Annotated in this window: 21 protein-coding genes; 2 read left to right on the plus strand and 19 right to left on the minus strand. The window is 50.7% G+C overall.

The genetic code is table 11. The features are described from left to right. Window positions 1-3 precede the first annotated feature (3 nt). From NX722_RS13670 to NX722_RS13725, 12 genes are all read right to left on the minus strand, one after another. On the minus strand, window positions 4-399 hold the full coding sequence (locus NX722_RS13670; protein WP_262568476.1) for a D-Ala-D-Ala carboxypeptidase family metallohydrolase: 396 nt from the start codon (window positions 397-399) through the stop codon (window positions 4-6). After that, a complete protein-coding gene (locus tag NX722_RS13675; protein ID WP_262568477.1) occupies window positions 392-865 on the minus strand; it encodes a hypothetical protein in 474 nt (157 codons plus the stop codon). The genes NX722_RS13670 and NX722_RS13675 overlap by 8 nt, the downstream gene beginning before the upstream one ends. 91 nt (window positions 866-956) lie before the next feature. Next, window positions 957-3,581, minus strand: a complete 2,625-nt coding sequence (locus NX722_RS13680; protein ID WP_262568478.1) for a phage protease — start codon at window positions 3,579-3,581, stop codon at window positions 957-959. A gap of 170 nt (window positions 3,582-3,751) precedes the next feature. After that, window positions 3,752-4,066 carry a hypothetical protein gene (locus NX722_RS13685; protein ID WP_262568479.1) on the minus strand — a complete coding sequence of 105 codons (315 nt, stop codon included), beginning with the start codon at window positions 4,064-4,066 and terminating at the stop codon, window positions 3,752-3,754. Window positions 4,067-4,255: 189 nt separating this feature from the next. Beyond that, window positions 4,256-4,447, minus strand: a complete 192-nt coding sequence (locus NX722_RS13690) for a hypothetical protein (protein ID WP_262568480.1) — start codon at window positions 4,445-4,447, stop codon at window positions 4,256-4,258. After that, the gene (locus tag NX722_RS13695) at window positions 4,444-5,508 is read right to left on the minus strand and encodes a hypothetical protein (protein WP_262568481.1); all 1,065 of its coding nucleotides are present in this window, start codon (window positions 5,506-5,508) and stop codon (window positions 4,444-4,446) included. The genes NX722_RS13690 and NX722_RS13695 overlap by 4 nt, the downstream gene beginning before the upstream one ends. Continuing rightward, window positions 5,505-6,902 (minus strand): hypothetical protein, encoded by a 1,398-nt coding sequence (locus tag NX722_RS13700; protein ID WP_262568482.1) that lies wholly within the window; start codon window positions 6,900-6,902, stop codon window positions 5,505-5,507. The genes NX722_RS13695 and NX722_RS13700 overlap by 4 nt, the downstream gene beginning before the upstream one ends. Next, window positions 6,899-8,491, minus strand: coding sequence for a hypothetical protein (locus NX722_RS13705; RefSeq protein ID WP_262568483.1), 1,593 nt, complete (start codon window positions 8,489-8,491; stop codon window positions 6,899-6,901). The genes NX722_RS13700 and NX722_RS13705 overlap by 4 nt, the downstream gene beginning before the upstream one ends. Continuing rightward, window positions 8,475-9,464 (minus strand): FmdB family zinc ribbon protein, encoded by a 990-nt coding sequence (locus tag NX722_RS13710; protein WP_262568484.1) that lies wholly within the window; start codon window positions 9,462-9,464, stop codon window positions 8,475-8,477. Before NX722_RS13710 ends, NX722_RS13705 begins: the two co-directional genes overlap by 17 nt. 42 nt (window positions 9,465-9,506) lie before the next feature. After that, window positions 9,507-10,016: a hypothetical protein gene (locus NX722_RS13715; protein ID WP_262568485.1), complete on the minus strand. Its 510-nt coding sequence runs from the start codon at window positions 10,014-10,016 to the stop codon at window positions 9,507-9,509. Window positions 10,017-10,255: 239 nt separating this feature from the next. Continuing rightward, window positions 10,256-10,519, minus strand: a complete 264-nt coding sequence (locus NX722_RS13720; RefSeq protein WP_262568486.1) for a co-chaperone GroES — start codon at window positions 10,517-10,519, stop codon at window positions 10,256-10,258. Continuing rightward, window positions 10,516-11,562, minus strand: a complete 1,047-nt coding sequence (locus NX722_RS13725) for a tyrosine-type recombinase/integrase (protein WP_262568487.1) — start codon at window positions 11,560-11,562, stop codon at window positions 10,516-10,518. The genes NX722_RS13720 and NX722_RS13725 overlap by 4 nt, the downstream gene beginning before the upstream one ends. A gap of 601 nt (window positions 11,563-12,163) precedes the next feature. Between NX722_RS13725 and NX722_RS13730 the strand changes: the two genes are divergently transcribed. After that, the gene (locus NX722_RS13730) at window positions 12,164-12,463 is read left to right on the plus strand and encodes a hypothetical protein (protein ID WP_262568488.1); all 300 of its coding nucleotides are present in this window, start codon (window positions 12,164-12,166) and stop codon (window positions 12,461-12,463) included. Window positions 12,464-12,827: 364 nt separating this feature from the next. Further along, entirely contained in the window at window positions 12,828-13,913 is a 1,086-nt protein-coding gene (locus NX722_RS13735; RefSeq protein ID WP_262568489.1) for a tyrosine-type recombinase/integrase, read from the plus strand. Between the two features lie 52 nt (window positions 13,914-13,965). Here the strand turns inward: NX722_RS13735 and NX722_RS13740 are convergent, their stop codons facing one another. From NX722_RS13740 to NX722_RS13770, 7 genes are all read right to left on the minus strand, one after another. Further along, the gene (locus NX722_RS13740) at window positions 13,966-15,765 is read right to left on the minus strand and encodes a VWA domain-containing protein (RefSeq protein WP_262568490.1); all 1,800 of its coding nucleotides are present in this window, start codon (window positions 15,763-15,765) and stop codon (window positions 13,966-13,968) included. A 110-nt stretch (window positions 15,766-15,875) separates the two neighbouring features. Next, window positions 15,876-16,901, minus strand: coding sequence for a DUF3150 domain-containing protein (locus tag NX722_RS13745; protein WP_262568491.1), 1,026 nt, complete (start codon window positions 16,899-16,901; stop codon window positions 15,876-15,878). 19 nt (window positions 16,902-16,920) lie between these two features. Beyond that, on the minus strand, window positions 16,921-17,970 hold the full coding sequence (locus NX722_RS13750) for a CbbQ/NirQ/NorQ/GpvN family protein (protein ID WP_262568492.1): 1,050 nt from the start codon (window positions 17,968-17,970) through the stop codon (window positions 16,921-16,923). Window positions 17,971-18,073: 103 nt separating this feature from the next. Then, window positions 18,074-19,123 carry a lambda-exonuclease family protein gene (locus NX722_RS13755; protein ID WP_262568493.1) on the minus strand — a complete coding sequence of 350 codons (1,050 nt, stop codon included), beginning with the start codon at window positions 19,121-19,123 and terminating at the stop codon, window positions 18,074-18,076. Between the two features lie 21 nt (window positions 19,124-19,144). Beyond that, on the minus strand, window positions 19,145-20,131 hold the full coding sequence (locus NX722_RS13760; protein WP_262568494.1) for a recombinase RecT: 987 nt from the start codon (window positions 20,129-20,131) through the stop codon (window positions 19,145-19,147). 215 nt (window positions 20,132-20,346) lie between these two features. Then, entirely contained in the window at window positions 20,347-21,069 is a 723-nt protein-coding gene (locus NX722_RS13765; RefSeq protein WP_262568495.1) for a Fic family protein, read from the minus strand. 951 nt (window positions 21,070-22,020) lie between these two features. Beyond that, window positions 22,021-23,013, minus strand: a complete 993-nt coding sequence (locus NX722_RS13770) for an integrase domain-containing protein (protein WP_262568496.1) — start codon at window positions 23,011-23,013, stop codon at window positions 22,021-22,023. Window positions 23,014-23,269: the final 256 nt, after the last annotated feature.

A 23,269-nucleotide genomic window follows, 5' to 3' on the forward strand; every position in this document is an offset into this window, starting at 1 on the left:
TTTCTAGTAACTCCATACCCACGGACGGTTCCCGGAACGGCTGATATCCAGATGAATAAACCGACGATGATAGTCGCCTTTCTGACTGACACCGATGCCGGTAAACGCACTCATCGCCATAGCTTCTTTCAGCAGGTGATGGGCTTGTGTACCGGACACCAGAATATCAATCGCCAGTCCTTTGTTATGTGTGCCAGGCTTTGCTTTACCGGCTTCGCTGGGGTGCTTTGCACAGCGATACGCCGAACTGACCTCAAAGGGAAAACCGCAGCGATCCCGCAAGGTCTGAACCTGCTGCATCAGCTCGGGGCTGATGTGTCGCCCACTGTCCGGGGAGCATTGCCCGCACTTGCAGGCCAGCTCCCGGAACGTGAAGTTCGGCCAGGGGCTATCACTCATCACGATGACTCAGTTCAGCCTGCACCAGTGCCAGACGACCAGCGTCTTCCGCCTGTGCCAGCAGTTCACCCTGTAACTCTTCTTCGGTCATACCCTTGAGGGCATCCGCAAAATCATCGGCTTCTTTCTGAGCCTTGCGGGCTTCCGCTTCAATGGGCAGGGCTTTTTCCAGTTTCTTCGGTGGCTGGTGTGTCTGGTAATACGCCTGCACTTCAGCAAACTGCTCATCGCTCAGGGTGGGAAGGGCTTTGATTTCGTCGTCCTGCTTCAGTTTCACAAAGGCTTCCAGAGTCCATTCTGGTTCTGGGGCAGGCACTTCTGTTTTTTGTTCTTCACGCCCTGACTCGGCAGAACGTGCCAGCACATAGGCCGACTCCACCATGCGGGTCTCACCGGCTGGCACTGTGACCGAACCGATATGAACGTCGTTCTTTCCTTTGTTGTAAAAAGGGATTTTGCGATTCATGGCTCCGTGTCCTTCTTTTTATTAGCTCATGGTTGTTAGCTGACCCAACCCTGCGGGAGAAACAGGGTTGGGTTATAACCAGTCCTTTGGCTTAACGGTTGCTGAAGCTGTAGAACAGTACGGAGGTAAAGCGGCCGTACAGAGCCGGGGGCGTATCGATGGCGTTGTACTCTTCGCCATAGCTCTCTTTCGCGCCGGTCAGGTTGCCGTGTTCGTCCCTGGCTTCTACGGGTTCGGACATCATCCAGGGCTTGGCGACGGTGTAACTGGTGACACCCCGCTGCCCCATCAGAATCCGTTCGTCACCCAGATCAATGCCGGGGGCATTGGTGCCAAAGGCAGGAATGGCTTTAACCCTGGTCAGGTCGCCGTCGTTGCTGGTGTCGGAACCGTCCCGGCGAGCCTGGAAGGTGAACTGCTCGGCATTGGTGCAGGTGTCGTTCAGGGTCGGGCTCATGAGCAGGAAGTTGGGCTGAACAAAGCGTTCACCGGACAGAATCGCCTTGCGGCTGCCAATAGCCTGAATCAGGTTGTTCAGGTGAACTTCCTTCTTGGTGTCAGCGGGTACATCAGAGTCCACTTTCTTGACGTTGGTGGCGTAGCTGTAGCTGATTTTCACCGTACCGGCTGCGGATTTTGCCTGACCTTTTTCACTGACCAGCACCACATAACCAAGGTTATAGCTGGCGATGGCGTAGTAAGTGCCTGCGGGTTGCTTGTCGGAGCCGTCGTAAGCGGTTAACCCGTTACCGTTGTCAGTCACCTTAATCGGATTCATGGCGTCGCCGATCTGGTTGCCCTGAAGGTCAAAAACACGCTTTTCACGAACGATGGGGAACTCATCGGTCTTGTAAACACCACCGTCCAGAGTAACGGTTTCGTCAGCCTTGGCCTGAGCCTGGTAAGCGTCAGCCGCCCGCTGCATTTCGTTGGCAATGCGACGGCAGAGGATTTCACGCATCAGACGGGAAGCACTGGCCAGGTTACGGGCCCAGGCATCCCAGTTAATGCCTGCACTCTTGCTGAAGTGCATGACTTCGTTAGAGACATCAATGGCCAGTTTCACGGCATTGATATAAGCGGTGTGCATTCTCTGGCGGACACCGGCCTTCGGAATGGAGCCACGTTCAAACACAATGCCATCGTGACGGACACCACCGGTTTGACGTTCTTCATAAGGAATCTGGGTGGCAACAGTAGCCGACGGGTCAACAAAGGTGCTGACCAGTTGCAGAACGTTCAGGTCTGACAGGGCTTCCCGAATCACTTCACGCTGGAAGCCCACCGGCAGATCCACATGGTTCATATTGGTGGGGCCACCTTCGGACAGGGTGCGCACGGCGTTGGTGATCTTGTCGCCAAACTGAGCATCGAACACTTTCAGGACTTCTTTGGCGAACAGGGGCAGCTTCTTATCTTCCGCCAGACGAATCTCACCATTGAGGTAAGCACTGGTGCCGCGCAGCTGTTCGTGTTGCAGGCTTTGCAGGCGTGTGGCTTCGGAAGCGCTGGCGTTGCTGACCTGAACCCGTCCGGCAGGGGTGTTCACCGGGAAACCCATTTCAGACAGCTTGCGGGCGGTGGCCTGTTCGTTGGCGTGTTTGATTTCCCGTTCTGCCAGAGCCTTGATCTGGTCATCGGACATTTCCGGGGTGATCAGTTCGGACAGCTCTTTTTTCAGGCTGCCCTTAACGCTGTCGTCCAGACCTTCCGCGCCCTCAATGGCTTCGGTCAGGACTTTCTTTTTGTTGTCTCTGGTTTCCTGAAGCTGCCGCGCTTTTTCGGTTTCAGCATCGGCGGCTTCTTTCAGGATTCGTTTAACGTCGGATTCCGAGAGCGTTTTCGGCTTGTCTTTATTATCGCCAGTGCCACCACTATCAGGATCAGACAGACCAGCAAAATCCTCATCCAGCTTGATGGTGAAAGAGCCACCCTTACCCGCCTTTTCAAACTCTTCAGACAGCTGGATAGCACCGCTTTGAACGGAGCTGATAATAAGTTTTGCCTTGGCTTCATCCTTAATGCCTTCCAGCATCTTTTCAGCGAGCTGGACAAACTGAGTTTGCAGGTTTTCACCCAGTTTCTTTTCAGCCAGGGCTTTACGCATGGCTTTTAACAGTTCTTTCCACATGGTTGTATTCCCGTCGGTTTGTGAGAGTTGTCTGGCGAGTCGTTCGTGAATCGAAAGCGGGCCGGTGTCGGATTCAGCCAGCACCACACGATCCAGGTTCTTGACGTGGGGACGAACCACCAGGCCAGCGCCAAATAACAGCGGGCCATGTTCGTTGCGGTTTTCGTTGTCGACAAAGTTCTCGGTGTAATCCACTGAGAAATAACTGAAGCCCTTGTTCCTGACTGCATCAATGCCTAACGGGCTCCATTCAATCAGCGCCCTGAGCTTGTTGCCGTCCAGGCGCAGTTTGAGGATTTCCCCGGCACTGCCGTTCTCCGGTTTGTGACCAACATCAATAAACACGTCCTGGCCGTAGGTGCCAGAATCAAAGTTTTCGATCAGTTTGCGGAGTACGTCGTGGGTGATCTGGAAGCGACCGTATTCGGGATGCCAGAACGAACCGGTGCGGGTGAGTGTTTCCCAGCTTTTGGTCTTCCCTTCAACCAGGGAGAGAGCTGATTCGCTGAGAACCCGGTAACGGTGCTGCTGGTCGTCTTCTCCCAGCTGAATCCTCAGCATGGGAAAGGGTGGTGTTTTTATCATCCGTCTTCTGTCGCCTGCAGGGCTGTACACAGTCGGCAACGAAAAAAGCCCGGAACTCCGGACTGGTTTGGAATCAGTCAGGAGTCGCCGGGCTTCGTATGCCTTCTTCGGTAGGTATCAGAATCTCAGGTTGTGGGCGACAGGGAAAGGGGGCGGGGTGTCGTTAATAATTAAGTAGTTTGAGGTTGTGGGAACAGAAGATCCCTGAGAAGAGTAACAAGAGCTACAAGATCTTGTTCGGAGGCTGGATCAAGAGGCTGTCCACTCTGAAGCTTTTGTTGAATAGCTTTCATGTCAATCACACCAGCTCTAGCAAAAGGTCTAACTTTTATAAAACCCTTGAACTCATCAACAGTCAGGCCAAGAGGCTGAAGCATCTGACCGAGTGCCTCATTGACTTTATCAATGTCATTATGGGCACATACCTTGTTATAAATATCTACAACTTGCTGTTCTTTTCTGTTCTGGGTACGTGTATCAAACATAATTACTCCTGATTATAACAACCTGTTTTACGATGAGCCGGAGAAGTATAGATGAGAAATCAAAGTGGGAAAGGGAAAAAATAAACGCCCCGACTGCGGCGGGGCGTGAGAGGCTCTATGGCACAAAGGAGCAAAGCTTTGTAAGGCAAGTGCCAACCTCTTTAATTCACTATAGACAACCAGAATCCATCAGTAAGGCAAATAACAAACCGGCACCCCTACCCACTTCTTGCACCGGCACAGCGCCTTACTCTCAAGCACTTTCACACACCGGGACCGAATAACCTCGCCATCGAAAATCTTATGCCCACAAGTGCAGGTCACGGTTTCGATATCCTTCTTGCTGTCCACTGGCAACTGGTCACTGGAAACTGATTTCATGGCAGGTCGTCCTCGTATTTATGCCGGATATCCTTCCATGGACGCTCTATATCGTTTTCTTTTAACAAGCCCTGATTCAGTGCCTGCACTTTCTTCTGACTGGCGAGTACCTGATATTGTAGCCCGCCCGCCTGGTTGTTCAGCCATTGAATGCGGTTTTCTCTGCCTGCTTTATCGCCCGCTGTCACTTCATCGAAGAAAACCACCTCTTCATAGGAGAGTGTATTGGGGTGCGCTGGCCATGGGCTTTTGCCTTGGGGGTAGACGCCTTTGCCGAGACCGTACCGGTTGACCGTTGCGTGCATATCGCAGATATCTGGCTCCGGGTGATTGGGTGAGAGCAGGAAGCATGTACCGATAACGTCTTCGTCTTCAAAAGCCGTGGACTGGTACGCCAGACCGTGGGCGCGGTTGATCTCAGTGCGAAACAGTCGCCGGGCATTATCGTAAGGGCTGCCCCTGCCAGTCATCAGCCCTTTCGTGGTGGCTCGCCCCATAGCGGAAGCGTCTGCCATGCGGATCTTCTTCTGCAAGTCAGCCGGTACGGCAGCACCACGGCGGATAAAGTCTTCTGCCGCCTGGCTGGCACTATTGCCCTGAATGATGGCGGACTCTATGGTTCGCCCCATCACTTCCTTTGCATGGTTGTTAACCCGCCATAACCGATCCGACAATTGCAGCCCGTCTTCCGCCTGAAAAGCCCGTGCCATTCTGACCGCTTCTCCGGCCAGGTCGGTTAACCGTTCAGTGGCCATGCTGGCAGAAAAGGCTTGAGTGGCAACGGTGCTGGTCTGGGTCTGGAAACGGGTCAGCAGTTGTTCTTCCATCTGTCCCAGCTGGGTAATCACGTCGTCCAGTTGTCGGCGCAGGACTTGCAGATTGTTCAGTCTGACCAGCCCTTCACCGTCCGCCATCATGACAATACGCTGGCGTACTTCTGCAACGGCTTGTTGATAGAGTTGCTGCAACTCCTTCAGGGCTTCAGCGTCCAGTTTGTTGCCGTTTTTACGGGCCAGTGCGCTGGCTCGCTTGATGGCTGCCCGGCGTTCCGCTGGTGTCATGAATTCCCGCCCCCGGATGAGATGGTGGTGGCACTTTCACTTTTTGGCGCATTGCCGGGAGTGATGCTGACTTTGGGGGTTTTGTGGCTGCTCTCTTCTGGGTAGGGGCTGTTGCTATTGTCTTCTTCTTCCAGTTTGGCTTTGACTCTGGACACGTCTTCCCCCGCCGCTTCCCAGATCAGTTCCTGGGGCATACCCATAGCCTGTAGTTTTAAGGCCCGGTCGGCTTTCTGGTTCTTGGTTTCGGTGTTGCGTTCGGCAAATTCAATGGAGAAATCGTAAGCATCCGGGTTGATGCCCTGTAGCAACAGCTCCAGACAGAAACCTTCCCGGTAGGCTTCGCTGATCATATCCTGCAGGCTATCCACTTCCTGGAAGTAATCGCCTTTCAAATCTTCCAGCACATCACGGCTCAGGTCTTCGACGTAACCGAATAAGCCTTTCGGTGCGGGAGAGCCTGAGAAAAAGGTATCCAGCAGATAAGCGACGTCGGCTATCTGGTCAAGGTTGGCATCACCCTGGATAGCATTAACGGCACCTTTTTTATTCATAAAGAAGTCGGTCTGGATTTGCCCGGCGTTGTTGTTCACCCTGGCTTCGTAAGCCTCCATTTCTTCGGCACTGTAACCTTCAAGAATATGGGCGAGCTTTTGTGGAGCCCGGTGCCGACGACGGATAACAAGGTCTTCTTCCGTCATGGTGAGCTTTTGCCAGATGGTGCGGGAGGCATCGAGATAAGGGCGACCCAGGCAACCCATGTCGTCAAAGTTATCTGGCTCCAGTCGTACCATGGTCAGTTGCCAGCGGGAGAAGCGTGCCAGTTCCCGCCAGGTCAGCGGGTCTACCTGTTTAAACGCCTGGCTCATGTCTTTAAAACGACCGTTTTCGTCTACTCTGGGAACAATGGTTTCAGACGGCATACGGATGCCGCCGCATACATGACGGTCATCGTTTAACACCCACTGTATAGGCAGGTTGCCTTCCATAGCTGCGCCACGGGCATCGGAAAACAGTTTCAACCGGTTGTTCAGCTGCACCCGTTGGCAGAACTGCTGCCAGACTTTGATGATTCGTTTGTCTCTGGTGCCTTTCCACTTGAGCATTAACCCGCCTTTAGTGACATCACGGGCCATGCGTTTGTGTATCTGTTTGATGCGACCATCGACCTTATCCATATAACGCAGGTGCAGGATCGCCTGACGCAGGTCAGGGTCAACGTGCATCTGGTTATAAAGGTGCTTGATGCTGTTTTCCGGCGTTGCGATTCGACCTTTGCTGTTGTTCAGCCGGTCGTATTCGGCATTCATGGACAGAGCTTCTTTGTGCTGTCTGGTTTCTGCCAGCTGTCGGCGGTTAAACAGCCCTGAGCGATTAAAGCGATCAAGGATTTTCATAAGCCCCCCATCAGGCCGAAGGGCGACTGTCCCAACAGTTCAGCCCGGGTTTGGTTGCGGGTTGAGATAACGGTCTGTACCTGACATTCACCCCGAGTAACAAAAGCCCAGACCATGGCCATGAAGGCATCAAACAGGTCATCGCCCACGGAACGTTTCACCATTTTGTAACTAGCGTAGGCGTTTTTGGTGGGTACGGATTTGATATTGGTCAGCTGTCGGCAGAGTAACTGCATATCAGCCATTACGGGGTCAGAGCTTGGGTCATCGTCCATCATGGGAATCGCCACCCGGTTATTGTTGAACAGGCTGCGAACGGCTGAAGCCATCTGGTGTTTTGCCATGCCTTCAAAACGGATGGGAGAGAACGGCCATTCCGGCCAGGTGCTGGCGGTGGACTCGCCGTTACCAATGGCGCGCCGGTCGATGGTGGTCAGACCTTCCTGATAAAGGCGTTCACAAAGGATAGTTAACAGGCCGATTCCGTAAGCGTCACCCAGGGCGTAATCGGGCATAAAGTAACGCCAGTAACTGATCATATCCTGAAGGATGATGCCTTCATCGGTTCCCGCAGGCCAGGTACGGCAGAAGATGGGAACAACAAAGCCAGACAGTTCCTCACCCACTACTAATGACGACTTTGAAGCCGCCGGGTCTTCACCGTGGCCGGTGTGGTCGTAACCGAAACTGATCAGCCCCCGCTTTTTGTATTGCATACCGGGAACGGGTTCCTGAATTTTCAGTTGCCCGGCAACGCCCCGCACTTTGGCTTTTTGCAGCCACTTGTCCCAGATCAGGTTACGGGCAGCAACGTTTTTGCACAGTAGCTGACGCAGAAACTCTTCGGGTGAGAGCTGGTCCCGCATATCCATAATGAACTGTTCGTTCAGAATGCCCAGCTCGATGCCAAGGTAGCAGTCAACGATGGGCAGGATAACGTATTTGCCGGAATCCACCATTTCCGAAAGGGTGTCGGCTCCTTTGAATACGCCGGTTATGCGGATAATGGGATTATTAACAGCGTTCTGGCTGGCACCCAGTCGCCGGGTTGCTCCCATGGTCAGCAGGAAACGTGAGTACAGGCGATCCGGCGGCATATCGTCCACTTCTTCGAGAGAAGCAATGGTTAAATCAGAACCGTCCACCTGAGCCATGATGCCATAGGCACCGGCTTTGCTGCGGTTGCTGAACTGGTAAGACGTATCGGAAATCTGTTTCCTTCCTCCTTTATAGAGAAGGAAGTTTTCCAGAATAGAAGAACGTCGGATAGCGTCAGTGTGATAGGACAGGTTGACGATGGATTGTGCTTCCCTGGGGGCAACGATGCCCAGCTCCTGATCGGAGTGGGTGGCGTTGTATTCCAGTATCCACATTTCTTTAACGGCGGTTTTGCCGGTTCGACGGCAGGAGAAATCAAGAGAGTTGTCGTGTTCGTCCATGTCGATCATTTTCAGGATCTGCATGGCGTCCAGCTCGACGTTATGCACATGTTTGTGCCACATGGCATGGTCACCGGCATAACGCTGAATTTCACGCTCTGATACCTGACACAGTTCCAGCCGCTGGGCAGCGTTAAGACGTTGAGTCATCCAGCACCTCGGCTTCTATATCCTTGGGTGGTTCGTCACCGTCTTCCTGCCGGTGTTCGATCAGTACCGGGTCCTGATTAGCACGCAACTGGGAACGGGCAATCATGGAACGCAGGTCAGTCACCTGCTTGTCCATCTTGTTGCGGTATTCAATGGCGGACTCTTTTTCTTCCTCTTCCTGCTGCAACTGACCTTGCTGGATGCCCTGATCCACCTGAACTTTTGGTGTCATGTTCAAATCAGCCAGTGACAGGTTATTGCGGCTGATCATATCCATCAGAGGTTTGAGCAGTGGATGAGCCCGAACCTCTTCTATGGTTTTCCATTCGTTGCTTTCGGGGTCCTGGTAACGACCGATATTAAAGCCGCCTTCTTTATCAAAGCCGTAAACCGGGTTACGCAGTGTGACACCATCGGCAATCAGGGCTTGCAGGATGTCCTGCATAATCGCCATAAAGTTCGCCTGGTTAATGGCATGAAGGTCTTGAAGGGCAGAAGGATCGCCGGATTCGATAGCAACCAGGCAGCGCAACATTAAATCGGATCGTTTCAGGCAGGCGATTTGCTGCGCACAGTAATCACGGTCAACATCACAGGTTTTGCAGTGCGGGTATTTGTCTGGTTTGGCAGGAAAGTACATGGCGGTCTTTGCCGACGCACCATGCTTCATGGCATTGAATCGGGTTATCCGGGCTTCCTCTGGCGTAGGGTGGCCAGCAAGGTTAGCAGCAGATGCCGACCTGCCTTTTTGGGTCTTGGGTCCCGTCGCTTTCAGATGGGCATTGAACAGCCCAACCTGCCAATGAACTTGAGGGCATTCGTTCCCGCAGTCGGGGCAGTCTGAAAAATATCGAAACGGATGCGCACGCTCCGGAGCAGGTTCCGTGCGTGTCGGTTTGGCATCAAATGTCTTTTTACAATCAGCACAGCGAAAGGTCACCGAACCCGCTGGCTCAACAGGCACTGGTTTCATGCTGACATGGTTTCATTCAACCCGCGACAATGAAAGGGAGGGCTATGTCGTACACCGGCGTTTGCTTGCAATTCTTTGAACCGTGCGCAGGCTGATATCAATGTTCATTTCTGCCTTCAGATACTTTTGTATATCCGCAGGGTTTTTGCCTTGATTCGCTAACGACCGGATAACACGGTTCCTTTGATAACGCAGGAAGCGCTCATACCTTGGCACAGTTACCCGAATAGAGCCGTTTAATTCAGCGCCTTGGTCATGTGACTGGTCCAGTATTTGCCAAACTTCCAGAAATGCCTCAGTCCCGATAGCCGATGCTACATTACACCAGGTGCGGGAAACCCCCATTGCTGCAAGTTCTGAAAGCGAAGCAGGCGAGTTTTCCGGTAAGCAAACTTCAGAATCAGTGCAGATATTCAGGTACCCACCCCCCTGCAGGGGAGGGTGTGAATGTTTATGCCGAGCCCCCACCCCTTCCGGAAGCAGTGGTATTTGCAGGTGTTCGTCCTTGTATTTCTGATTTGTACTGCGCTTTACGTCCTGTTGAGCGTCCATAAGTGTCTGATCTCCCGTAGTGTGTAAGTGCCTGAACTGCGCATAAGGGGATAGTACGCAGTTGGGCAGTTCTCATCCGTGAGACGTTTTTGGTTGTTTTAAAGGCCAGTTTCCAGAATGTCCGGTATCGTCCGGAAAGCTCCGGTTTTAGTGGGTTTTGAAATATCTCCAGATCCCGCCTATATCAGTTCTGTTACCCTGTTGTTCCATGGAACCGTGTTTTCAGGTGGTTCAGATATCTAAACCGTGGCCAGCAGCTCCTCTTCCCGCATAAGAACAAACAGCTTTCCCTGGAAGGAAACCTCTGTACCCGAATAACGGCTGAACAATACGGTATCCCCAGTCTTAACCGGGGCTGTCACCTTGTCACCCACGTCCAGCACCGTTCCATAACTTTGTTGAGGCTCATCGGTACTGGGCAAAACTATCCCACCTTCAGAGGTATTCGGGTTACTGGCCCGGTCAACCAGTACCAGGTTGTTGAGTGGTTTCGGCTGAGTCACAAAGCACCTCGCTTTTTCATTTCCTTCACCAGTGGTGAAACTGGCGTATTGATCTTGCGTAACGGGTTAGCCTTATCGATGACCTCAGTCAGCTTACCTCTGGCGATCCGCGCGTAAATCTCTGAAGTCTTCGGGTCAGCATGACCAAATACGGCTTGAACCTGCAACGTGCTGGCGTCTTCTTCCATCATCTCCGCACCTAACATGTGTCGAATGGCATGGGGGTGACAAAGTTCTTCCGGCAAGCCAGCTGCAATGCCATAACCCTGCATCATTGACCAGACTGATTTCGTCGTCAGTCGACGATACTCCCCCCGGTACTCATGCAAAGGCACCCGACGGTTACGAGTACTCACAAACAACACCTGTGAACCATCCGGTAATGTCCGGTCAATGTCCTTCAGCTCTTCATGGCCAAGATAAGCCTGGAGCAACAACATAGCCTCATGGGGAATAGTCAGTTCACGTTCATGACCACCCTTTTCAGTGACCAGAACGGCCAGACGTTGCTGACCTTTGTAATCAAACCAGAACAAATCTTCCTGGTTAAGGTTCACCAGGCCCGACACCCGCATACCGCAGCCAATCAGCAACGACAACATAGCGGCATCCCTGACACCCTTGAAGGTATCAATATCCGGTTGCATCAACAGGCGTTCGGCATTGGAAAGCCCCAGCTGCTTAGGCAACTTACGACCAACATTTGGGTACTGAAGAGAGTGCGAAGGGTTAGATACGGCCAGTTCCTGGTCAACCAGCCACTGAAAGAAACCTTTACAGGCTGCCACCACCACATGACGACTTTTCGGGGCAACCCCCTTTTTATGAAGGAACAGCCCGGTAAAGTCTTCCAGCATTGACTGTCTGGCCTGCAACAAACGGGTATTGTCGTGTTTTTCCACAAGGTAGCGTTGCAGCTGCTTCAGGTAGCCACGGTACTTATTGATAGTAGAAACAGCATGACCACGATTAACGCTCAGAAAGGTCAGCCAGCTTTCAATCAGCAGTAACTCATCATCTGCCTGTTCGGTATTTTTATTCATAATGACGCCAGGCGTAGCGCAGTTCGTGGGTGCGTGGTTTACCTATAATTTTATCATATCTCATTGATATAACAGCTTTTATTGTTATGAAGTTATCCACAATTACGGGTGTGGATGAATAAAAAAAGTGTGGATGAAAAACAGGATCTTTATAAAAATCCGTGGATACGCTTTCCAGCTGATTGTGCGTGTTTTCTGCCTCTATCTCTTCTCTTTTCTTCTTCTTTTTCAAAGTTTTAAAAAAATAAATAGATATAGAATGGCGGAAAACGGCAAAAATTGACCAATGTGGATAAAACTGCCGAAAGTGTGGAAAAAACAGGGTAAACCGTGGACAGAAAAAAACGGCAATGACAGAATAATCAATAAGTTAACCATTACCAGCCACGGAACCACGGATTACAGGAAAGCCGCCCGACACCCCCAGAGCATCAGCCTATAGGCAGCCTTACCGATTTCATGGTCTGGCGCATTGCGCCTACCGGGGCAGCGCCGCAGGCTATTCGCAGGGGGTACGGGGGAATCGGCAAATGGTTTGAAAAGCTTCTTTGTAGTTGATGGTTGGTGGCAGATCCAAAACTATGAAATATCGGGAGGACTCATGAGCATTAAGGATCAGTTGAGTGATGACGATGGATTCAACGACTTTTTACAGCAAATCGTTGAATCTGAAGGGCTTGAGGAAGCAGCAGAAGGAATAACAAGGAAAGTAATAGCAGAAGGAAGGGAAAGTCTTAGCAAGAAGCAAGAGTATGTCTTCCAAACTCGTGTTGTGGATGAATTTGGCACAGGTGATTGTAAACGCTGTGGAGAAGATATCCCATGGAGCGAAATGTATGCTGCTAATGAAAACGGCTGTCTATGTGGGTGGTGTGCTCATATGGTGGCGAAGGATGAGTAATCGCAATAAGTAGCACCGGCTTAAACCGGTGCTTTCTCATTACCCAGCCACTACCACCTCAACCGGATAAACCACCCCAGCACTGCTACATATTTGCTACTAAAAAATCTTTAAAAAGCACTAACATGCTGAAATTAATAGAATTAGTCTTACTAGCAACACTAATCCATCATCGGAGCGACGGAAAATTTCCGATCAAGATAACTTGGTAAGTTTCTACGGTTATCAAGTACTTCAATAGGTTTCATGTATCTCTCATTTCATATCAAGATGACCCATTTTAGATCATTTTTTATTAAAAGGTGCCCCAGTAAGTGCCCCAAACTACACTGGGGGCACTTGCATTTTATCGGGAGTTAAAATCATGGCTTCTTATACCATCGAGACCAGAGAAAGGGCAGACGGAACTGTACGTTATCGTTGTACGGTTCGCCTTGGGGGTGGTAAAAATATCACTCATAGAGAGTCGCGCTCTTTCATGAAAAAGAAACTGGCTGCGCAGTGGGGAAAAAAACGAACGGCCGAACTTGAAGAAAAAGGAGTCTCCCAAGGCATTCACCAGGTGGGAATGCTCCCAAGTATTGGCGACCTTATCAGGCTTTATGAGGATGACGATTCGTTGGGCGGCCAATCAGGCCGAACCAAGCGTTATGTACTTAAAATGCTCGCTGATTCAGACATTGCCAAAGTTGCAACCAATAAGCTCATGGAAAAGCACCTTGTGCAACACTGCAAAGACCGAATAGAAGCTGGGGCAAGCCCTGCCACCATACACCATGACATAGCGTACCTGAGATCTGTTTTAAAAGTAGCCCATCCCGTCTTCGGCATCCCTGTGGATGATAAAGTCATCGCCACAGCCTTACCGACCCTTCAGAGACTTAATCTCATTGGCAAAAGCCAACGGAGAAGCCGTCGGCCAACCCATGAAGAAATAGACCTTATTTTGGAAGGGTTGAAACAAAGAGAGTCCCATAGGGGCAATAAAATACCATTCTGTGACATTCTGAATTTTTCAATACTCACCTGCATGAGGATTGGTGAGATCTGCCGTATACGCTGGGAAGACGTGAACCATCAGAAACGGACGATTTTAGTTCGAGACAGAAAAGACCCCAGGAAAAAAACAGGAAACCATATGTATGTCCCCTTGCTTGGCGACTCATGGAAAATTCTCCAAAAGCAGCCCAGACAGGATAGTAGAATATTCCCATTCAATGAAAAGAGTGTTACCGCCGGCTTTCAGCGAGTAAGAAATAAAATTGGTATTGAGGATTTACGTTACCATGATTTACGTCGTGAAGGGGCATCCAGGTTGTTCGAAATGGGGTTCACCGTCGAAGAGGTTGCCCAAGTGACCGGCCATAGGGACATCAACATTCTTTGGAAGGTTTATACCGAACTTAATCCTGCCGACCTGCACAAAAAATACAATGCCTTTGAAACATAACACCGAAAAAAGCCGGGTGGGGATTCCTCCCGGCTTTGTTTTACTTTTTTGGTCAGGCAATCAGCCAGAATCTGGCTAACTTAAACAGACCAGCTTTTAATTCATGGAGTTGGCTAACCACCACACTCTGTGGAAATAACTGCTCCACTGAGTGGATGTTAATGCCCAACCCCACGACTTCTATAGCTGATGATTCACAGCGTTTCACCAAGTCCATAACTGTCTGATGATGGTCAAAGTCCGGCGCACCGTCGGTAATCATAATGATCAACCGGCGTTTAGCCCTGGCCTGAAGCACCTGATGAACAGAGTGCCAAAGCCCTGTAGCCATTGGAGTGGAATCATGAGCATTAAGTGCTGACAAAACCGCAGCTACATCCTGTAACCGGTCCTTGGGTTTCATGATCTCAAACACGCCACAGTCGCTTTTGCCGGGATAGGCAGAAACTGATACAGTAACGCCATTGATCTGGTTCAAGCCGTAGGCCAGAGCCAGTACCGCCTCCCTTGCCAGTTCCATTCTGGAAGACATGGACGATGATATATCCAGACAGAGGTGAACGGTCGCATCAATCGTAATGGTTTCAGATCGTTTGCAGAACAAACGACTGTCGCCAATAGCCATACGATGCAGTAGTTTACCATCCAGTTTTTTCCCTCGCTTTCCGGTTCTGTCCCTGCTCATCGTTTTCGCCTGAACCAATCCGGTTAACTGGGCTGCCAGTCGAGAGGATTCAGCTTTGGTTCGCCAGAGCAAGCTCTGTCCTTCTATTTTGTCTGCGTTTAAAACCTCAACACGATCTACCGAGGGTGTTGTGGTAACAGCCGATAATCCGCCTTCCTGCCTTAAACTCCAGCCTTCCATCTCACTTGCCAGAGACTGAAACAGGTCTTCCGGCCAGTCGCTATTGTCAGATTCCAGCACAGTCCTGATGCTCTCTTCCTGAAAATCTTCCGGGGCTTCCGTTGTGTTCTCCCCTGAAGCGTCTCTCTTTCCCTGTGTATCTGCGGATTTAGCATCAGTACTCTGTGTAGAATCTGTTTTCTCCTCCTGTTTTTCCTGCCCCTGTGTATTTTCTGTTTCATGTTCAGTTGCCAACGTAGAATCCGGTTTCTCATCAGTGCCCTGTGAAGGTGCTGATTTTAAATCCGGTTCTTGGTTATCTGAGTTTTCTGACGACAGTGAATCTGTTTTGTCATCGTTCCCTGTGTCGTTGCTGTTGTCTGAATCCTCCTGCTGTTGGTTCTGAAACAACCTAATAATCTCATCGGCTAACTGTTGCGCTTTTCGGGTGTTGCCCATATGCGGCACATCGTCCAATACAGCATCCAGAGATTTCAGCAGTTTCACTGGGAAACAAGCTGCCATTGCCTGTTTTGCCTTGCTTGCTTCTTCCTTCAGAGCTTTCTGTCCCAACACTTCATACCTGAGCATGGCCAGCAATGAATCATGTAACACCTTCACAGGTGGGTCACTCTTTGCCGGTGCAGATAAACGACCTTCAGCGACTAACTGCCTGACGACTTCGGACAGAGTGAATGCAGTGCCGGGATATTCCCGGCTTAAAGCCCGCTCTATCCTGATATCTTCCAACAGGTTGGTTAGCCTGCGCCGAAACGCAGAGCCGCTTTGATCCAGCTCGAAATCCGTGTAGCGGATGTGGGCTGCCTCGTGGGACAAAAAGCCCCAGCTTTTGAGTTCCTGTTCAGGGCGTTCAGGGTCAAAGGCTGGCAAAACAATCCGTTCACCGTCGGTAAACGCATTCCTGCCAGACACTTCAACCTGAACACCCAGCTTCCTTCCCAGTGCAGCACCGACGATCGGTAAGGCACGTTGTAAAGTGGAAACCATGTCATGCTTCTCCTGTTAAAACACAATAAAAATGGGACACGGTTCCCTCTTTATGAAGAGCGGGAACGGTGTCCCGCCTGGGGGAAATAGACTGAAGTCAGTCCGTCGAATTAAAAGTAAAACGTTGCTGCGGCTGGCACTTCCTCTGCCGGATTTACAACGGGTTGAGTGGGTACAGAGTTCTCCTGAACTCTCTCCTCAGCTCTCTCCTCAACAAGTACTTCCTGTGTTTTTTCCTGTGTTGCCTCTGGTGTATTGCCTGAATTTACCGTCTGATCAGAATCCTGCATCTTCACAGGTTCTGTTATAGTGGCAAGCCCTTCAGCACACCGCTGCATCTGTTCAGCAGAACAGAGCAACAGCACTCGCTCCATCAGCTGGGTTAACGCTTCACCCTCAAGAGAACCTTGTTTGGGAATCTGCTTTAAACCAGCATCCAGACGTTGCACCACGGGGGCTATGCCCTGATCGACAAATGACAAGCTGTGCAACTTATCTCTCAGCTTCAGGATCGGTCTGATCGCCTTGCGACTGACTTTCTGTTTACCAGAAAAAGTCTGTTCAAACAGAGCCTGAGCGTCCCGGCTGATTTCATCCCTGAGCGTATTTCCCAGCTGGTTAACCTGATGATTCAGGGTATCCGGCCTGGGGGCTTCCGTGACTTTGTAGACGGTATAATCAAAACCAAATCGTTGGCTGACATTCTGCACGTCAGGAACAGCACGCCGTATGGCATCAGCAAAATCAGGATGAGCGGAAACCCATTCCTGGATATGCTGGTCATACTGCGCCAGAAATTCCTGTTTCTGCTGCTGAAAATCAGCCTGTACCTGATCCAGTTCGCTACTGATGTCGTCCACCAGTGAGTCCGCGACGGCATAGCCTCCGAGAAAGCGAACACCTTCCCGGGAGCAGATCCGGCAGGCCTGTTCACGCAGCCGCAGAAATGGCTTGAGCACTCCACGATCACAGAGTTTTTTAGAACCCAGTGACACCACATCATCCGGTGGTAACTGACCGCCCTGCCCTAATGTCAAATCTTCCTGTTTTAAACGACGGGAGCCAGACCAGACGGAACAGTCCACTGAAATGACAGACATTTTATTCAATATCTGGGTAACGGTTGTCACACTCATGATTCACCACCTCAACGATTCAGTAAGGTAAGTCATCGTCTGGACAAGAGGTATCGGTGCTGCTCCATAAGTCACCAAAAATATCCTCTGCCAGTCGATGAATCGCTTGTCGTTCAGCTGGTTCTACTCTCGCTGTCAGGGCTTGCTCCAGCGCATACTCAAACACGCTGGGCGCACCTTTAAACCGCAGGGACAGCTTCGCCCAGCGCACCAGCCCACGAGTGGACAGAGTGCAGCTGAGCTGGGCTTCGCCTTCCCCTTGTCCATCAGAGGAACCCGTGAAAAGACGACGAATCTCTTTAGCAAGCTTCACCATGTTTTCACGCACCAGTAAAGGCAGATCAGGCACCACCTGTTCCAGAATGGATAATTCTGTCGTGTTGTCCGGATAATCCACTTCGATACAACGGAAGCGATCCAGCCAGGCTAACGACTGTCTTAACACACCCTGATACAGCCCTGATCCATCACCTGATCCCGCACTGTTGCCCGTAGCCACAAAACGAAACCGTGGATGTACCGGAATAATCTCTCCGCCGTTCTGCGCCAATACCAAAGGCGCACCGTCCAGCAGATCGTATAATCCAGCGAGTTCACTGGGGTCAGCAATGTCCATTTCGTCAAGGATAAGAATGTGTCCGTCTCGTACTGCAATGCTCAGTGCGCCGTACAAAAAAGGCGTGCTGCCATTGTCGAGTACTTTTTGTCCCAGCATATCGTCCAGTTCTAAACGTCCATGTACCGGAATCATCTGTACCGGCCAGTGCAACCTGGCCGCCGCCTGACAGACCAGGCTGGTTTTTCCGCAACCGGTCGGTCCTGTCAGGTACAAACCATCCCCCATAGGGTCATCAAAGAAGGCCAGCAACTTACGCAGCCGGTCTCTGTCAAACACATAGGGTTGTTGTGCAGGCACCGCCGGGTGTCCGCAGTCCTTATAGCCTTCCAGCAGAATCAACTGAGTGCTGTTCAGCTCAAAAGTTTCGTTGAGTTCATAGAAAGCAGGCTGCAAAGCCCCTTCAGGGTTCTGGCAAGATCCAGCCTGAGCCTGTTGAACGTCTTGAGTCATATTCGTCTCCTGCCGTTGAATTGGGTTTGAAAACACAAAAAAAGGGCAGAAGATTCCCATGACGGGGAAACAGTCTGCCCCATCCGGGTTCATGAAAAGTTAATCAGAAATAGAAGCTTTGGTTGCTAACGGACTGGTTCAAAACCAATAAATCGCCACCAATAGTTTCCATGGTTGAGTCACGGCCCTGTCGATTTTTATCAACAAGCGTGACTTTGACTTGCTGCCTGCTCTTGCGCCTGAACAGCTCAAGGTTGGGCAAAGCAAGGTTGTGTTTCTGGCAAAGGGATTCCAGTGCCTTCTGGTAATCTACTGTGCCGCTGCACGTACTCCGGCAAACCCTGAGACCATCAAACTCACCCGCCTTAAAATCACCCATCAACTGTTGTAGCTGTTGCTGCAACTGTTTCTGGTGCGATTTTCCAGCGTCGAGTTCACCCTTTAGTTTGTCCAGACGTTTCTGACGTTGGCGGTAAGCCATTGCCAGTTGTTGCCACTGATTTTGTTCCCGCTTTTCCGTTGGTACATACACATCCAGATTCGGGTCTTTGTCCGGCTCATCGCCTTCCTCAACCCGATTCCAGAAATCAATCGCTTCCTGCTGTAGTTGCTGGATTAAAGCGTCATCACGACGAATACATACGGGCAACAGGGGTAAGCCTTGCCGATAAAAGCACAGCCAGCCCAATTGGGAGTCTGCCACTAATATCTGGAACTGCACCTGATAAAAAGCACGACGATAGCCCTCTGACTTGTCCTTCAGAGTTTTTACCTCGTCGTATACTTTTTGCGTTGGGCATTTCAGCTCAACCGGCACACCGTCTCTGGTCAACCCGTCGAAGCTCGCCCGTAACACCGGGTTCTGTTCCCATTCTGCACACACTGGTAAAAGCGGCGCATCATTCAGAGCCTGCTCCATCTGATTGCGAGCATCATCCTCTTGCTCCATACCACGAAGCACATGAGGATTTGCTGACAAGTCAGGTTCTTTGAAGATACTGGATATTTCTGACCCTCTTTTTTCAAGCCAGAGCTGCCACCGTGACTTGTAAGGCGACAGCCCTAAGATCACAGCCGCATCACTGGCAGAAACACCACAACGACGCCAGTCCAGCCAAGCCTGTGACCGCTGCTCAATATTGACCTGTTTCATGATGAAGAATCCTGAAACACATCATGCCGCAGTGCACACGGGAGAATGGCTGGCTGCCTGTGCCTGATCCAGCTTGAACAAGCAATAGTTCAGGGCGTTGGCATCCTCCTTAAACCGTTCCTCAGCAAATCCTTGTGCTGCTGTGTAAGCGCCTGTCTCTCTGGCACGACCCACGACCTGTTCGATAAAGGACAGAATTTGTGGGTCAATGTCTGAAGGTTCAGGTACCTCTACAGAGTCCACTTCAATCACTCCGGCTTGCGGGGCTTCGGTGGTATCGGGAGTTTTGAATTCTCCAGAATCCGGTATTGCTGCTTTCTCCTTTGGCTGTGTAGTGGCAGTTTTGTCCGGTGTTACGAGTGCCGGGCCATCTGCGACAGCTTGAACCTGCAAAGAAGGAACCTCTGGCTCACCCAACTGGGTTTCCAGAATACGTTCCGCTTCATCAGGCTCAAACAGTCCGCTGAGGCCGTAGGCCAATCTTATTCCCTGCGCCTGAGCTTTGTGTCTCAACATTCTTTTGGGACAGGTCTGCCAGGGGCCGGGGAATTTCTTGCCATTCTTGATGGGAGCCGGACGATATAACTCGTCCAGATATTCCCGCACCTTCACGGGATGGCTCCGGTCTTTCCGATACACTACACAGTCAGCCCAAGGGTGACAGGGTTTCATATCGTCATCCAGAGTGACCAGCTCATCAGGATAGTGAAACTCTATCCCGTCACTGTCGGGATACGAGTTCATCACGGCAATCCAGCCGTCTACAGATATCACCGGCAGAACACCGCCACGGCGGTCACTCAGCGCATAAATCTGTCGAACAAATGGGTCAAGGTTGTATTTATCCGCCACAGACAACAAAGAAAGCAGCTGTTCCCGAGTGGGAACAGAACCGTTTGATTGTCGGAAAGCAGTTTGTGCCAGTGTATTCAGTAATTCATCTTCTCTGAAGCCGTAGCGTTCAGCAAAGCGAGCCACTAAATCGTTAGCACCGTCTTGGTGAGTCATGGAAGTTCTCTCTCTTGATGCTCTTATCGAGCGATATAAAAAAGACAGAACTTCACTGCCGCATGACAGATGAGCTCTGCCATGCAGATACGCATTGAACAACCTGTGGTCAGGCAAACAATACGATGAAGATGTAGTCACCTGAGTGACCATGGAAATATTAGGTTGAGTCAACCTGAGTGTGAGAACGAATAAATGGCTTTATCCGTTCAGAGTTAACCGACAATACTGAGATATTGGTTCAGGGCTTCTTCCTGAGCAGCCACCACCATAGCAATATAATCCTGATAGTGCTGTGTAGTATGCGCCTTATCCAAGGCTTCATAATAGGCAAGGCGGTGTTCGGTCTTGATAATCACTGGCAGGTAGCCACTGGTCATCAGATCGAAATTCATCAGCAGCCTTGCGGTTCTGCCATTACCATCCACAAAGGGATGAATGCCAACAAAATCCACATGCAGCCGAGCCGCCCGTTCTACCGGATGGCAGTCCTGTTGCTGATACTCCTGCACCAGTTCAGCCATAAGCATAGGCAGGTGTAAATGATCAGGCGGTGTATGTTCTGCACCGGCAATCATGACATTTTCCTGCCGATAGCGTCCGGCGTTGCTGTCATCAATGTTCTTCAACACCAGCTGATGAATAGATTTGATCAATCGCTCACTGAATGGCTCATCCTTCACAACGACGGATTCTACCCACTCAATGGCTTCCCTGTGGTTGATCGCTTCAAAATGCTCCCTCATGGACTTGCCGCCCACGGTAATGCCTTCCAGCACCACCTTGGTTTCCTTGAGCGTCAGAGTGTTGCCCTCAATGGCATTCGAGTGATACGTCCATTCCAGCACCAATGCTTCATGCAGGGATTGGACACTGTGTTTCGGCAGTGGGCGCAAAGCGTCCAGCTGCTGTTTAAGGTCATCAATGGTTTTAAACATGGTTTGAGTGAGCCTGAAAAGATATATCTTACCTGCCATTATATGGCAAGCCGTTGGTATATAAAGGCTGATATGAAGTTAACGGGTTTTATCCAGCACTGAAGCTGGATAAAAAGATCGCAAAATAGATTTCGCCAGGAAGCTGTATTTTCCTGATGGAAAACACACGGGTATGAACGGCTACCGAAGTAACTGTTGGTAGAAGTCCGCTGCCTTGCTCATTTCAGAACAGAGACAGGGCTAAGAATAACCTCACAGCAAACGCTGTTTGGTTGGATAGAAAATCTATTCACCGTCCGTTAACACCGTTGCAGGCATTACCTTCTGGCTATCAACCCGGTCGCCTCGCACTTCCCGAGGCACCTCCACAGGGTTACGCAAGTCATGACTGCCGGGTTTGCTGACTTAGCTGGCCACTGTGCGAAGCTCAAGCGTTCGATCAATGATCTACTGGCTTAAAATCTCTTTTTTACCGGCACTCTTTATACAGAGAGCAGAACCGTTTATTTGCCATGAACGGAACACGGTGAGAAGCGGCAGTGCTGGTACGAGCAACACTGGTAGTATATCGGGCTTCTCAGAAGCTGGGATCAGTATAGAACAAGGCAAAAAATTCAGCAGGAAATTTGCAGCAAGGTTGCTGAACTCCCCTGTGTTCCACCTCGCCTGAATTTGATTGGGAAGAGTGCCAAGACAACAAAACACCCCGCAACATTGACAACAATGGCGAGGCCGAGTGACTTTGTTCCTGTGCTCAATGCTTGGTTTTCTTATCTTCCGTGGACTCACCTTCCGTGTGATGCCTGATACTTTGTCGGCATCTGAAGGTTGCCCTTCTACTGTTCACTGGAACAACCTTAGGGTACGTATTTTCCGGTGCTAAAATATTGATCTACATCAATGTATCAATGTTTTCTTTGTTCTCAACATTTCAATTTCTATCACGCTTTTTTACCGAGCCGAACCTAAATAACTTGCCACTACATCCGTCCTTTGGTGCCCAAGCACCAGAGCTATAGCCTCTCTCGCCTTTCTATCGACTGACTTCACACATTCCCGCTTGCCTGCAATAACAGGCGCAAGATGGTGGGTGATCTGCTGATACCGCTCACAGGCATAAGCGGCTCTCAGGTCATGGCGATTGTTCAGCCCGTGCTTTTTCAAAACCGCACCACTGTTATGACGAACAGCTGACAAAAAATCCGGCAGACGTTGGTTTATGGGAACCAGGTTGTCTTTGTTTTCTTGCTGATTATTCTGAATCGCTACTGCGGCTTCAAGAGCTTTCGTAGCGGTATCACTGACTGGCACTAACCGTTCGACACGGCTGGGGCTGGTGACAGTAGACTTGCCTCTACCACCTTTGGTGCCTCGCTCTATATCGATCACACCGTTTTCTTTGGCTTGAATCAGCGCTTTCTGGCAGTCCAGAAGAGCAGCTTCTCTGGAGCGCAGGCCGAGTTCACGACATAAACCCAACAAAGCAGCAATGCGACCATGCCCCTGGCGATAAAGTTCCTGTTGTGCAGCAGCGAGTTTTACACGACTGAGTTCCGGTGGTTCTGTACGGATATGGCAGCGTTTGGCGTCAAGGGCTTCGGCGGGACTAATAAAAATATCGTTGTTGCCACGCAGGGCTTTGAGAACGGTGTTACAGGTGGATAATCGGTTTTGTGCTGTTGATACGGCAATGGATTTGCCTTGTCCGTTGAGTCTGGCTTTTAAATATCCTGCGTAGTCTTTCAGGGTGTGATTGTTGATTTGATGGGCTTCTTTAATGTCTTGGGTCTTAGCCCAGTCGCAAAACCGCTGCCAGCGTTCCGAATGAGTCGCAATGCTGTGGTGCTGGCCTGCCATAGTCGTTTTCAAAGCATTACGTCCGGCGTAACTGAGTTGCTTGCCATAGCCATAATTCCGGTTAGATTTACTGTGATAACGAGACATATTCTCTCCTGTCCGCCCTTGTCCGGTACACTGGGAACTTCCGTCCTGATAACCCTGTTATTGTTTAATGTGGAACCAGATCACGCTCTGGTCGGGCGGGACAGCCTTGTAACGCAAGGGCTGCGGGCAGTTATGCTCTTTATGGAACAAGACAGATGCCAGCTGTTACTAACGCGCACCTCATAGCCTTTCTGTATAAAGGCCGGGTTTGGTATGGCGTTTGTGACATTGATAACCGCAGAGTTGCCTCCTGTTT

It is taken from the genome of Endozoicomonas gorgoniicola, assembly GCF_025562715.2.
Taxonomy (GTDB): Bacteria; Pseudomonadota; Gammaproteobacteria; order Pseudomonadales; family Endozoicomonadaceae; genus Endozoicomonas_A; species Endozoicomonas_A gorgoniicola.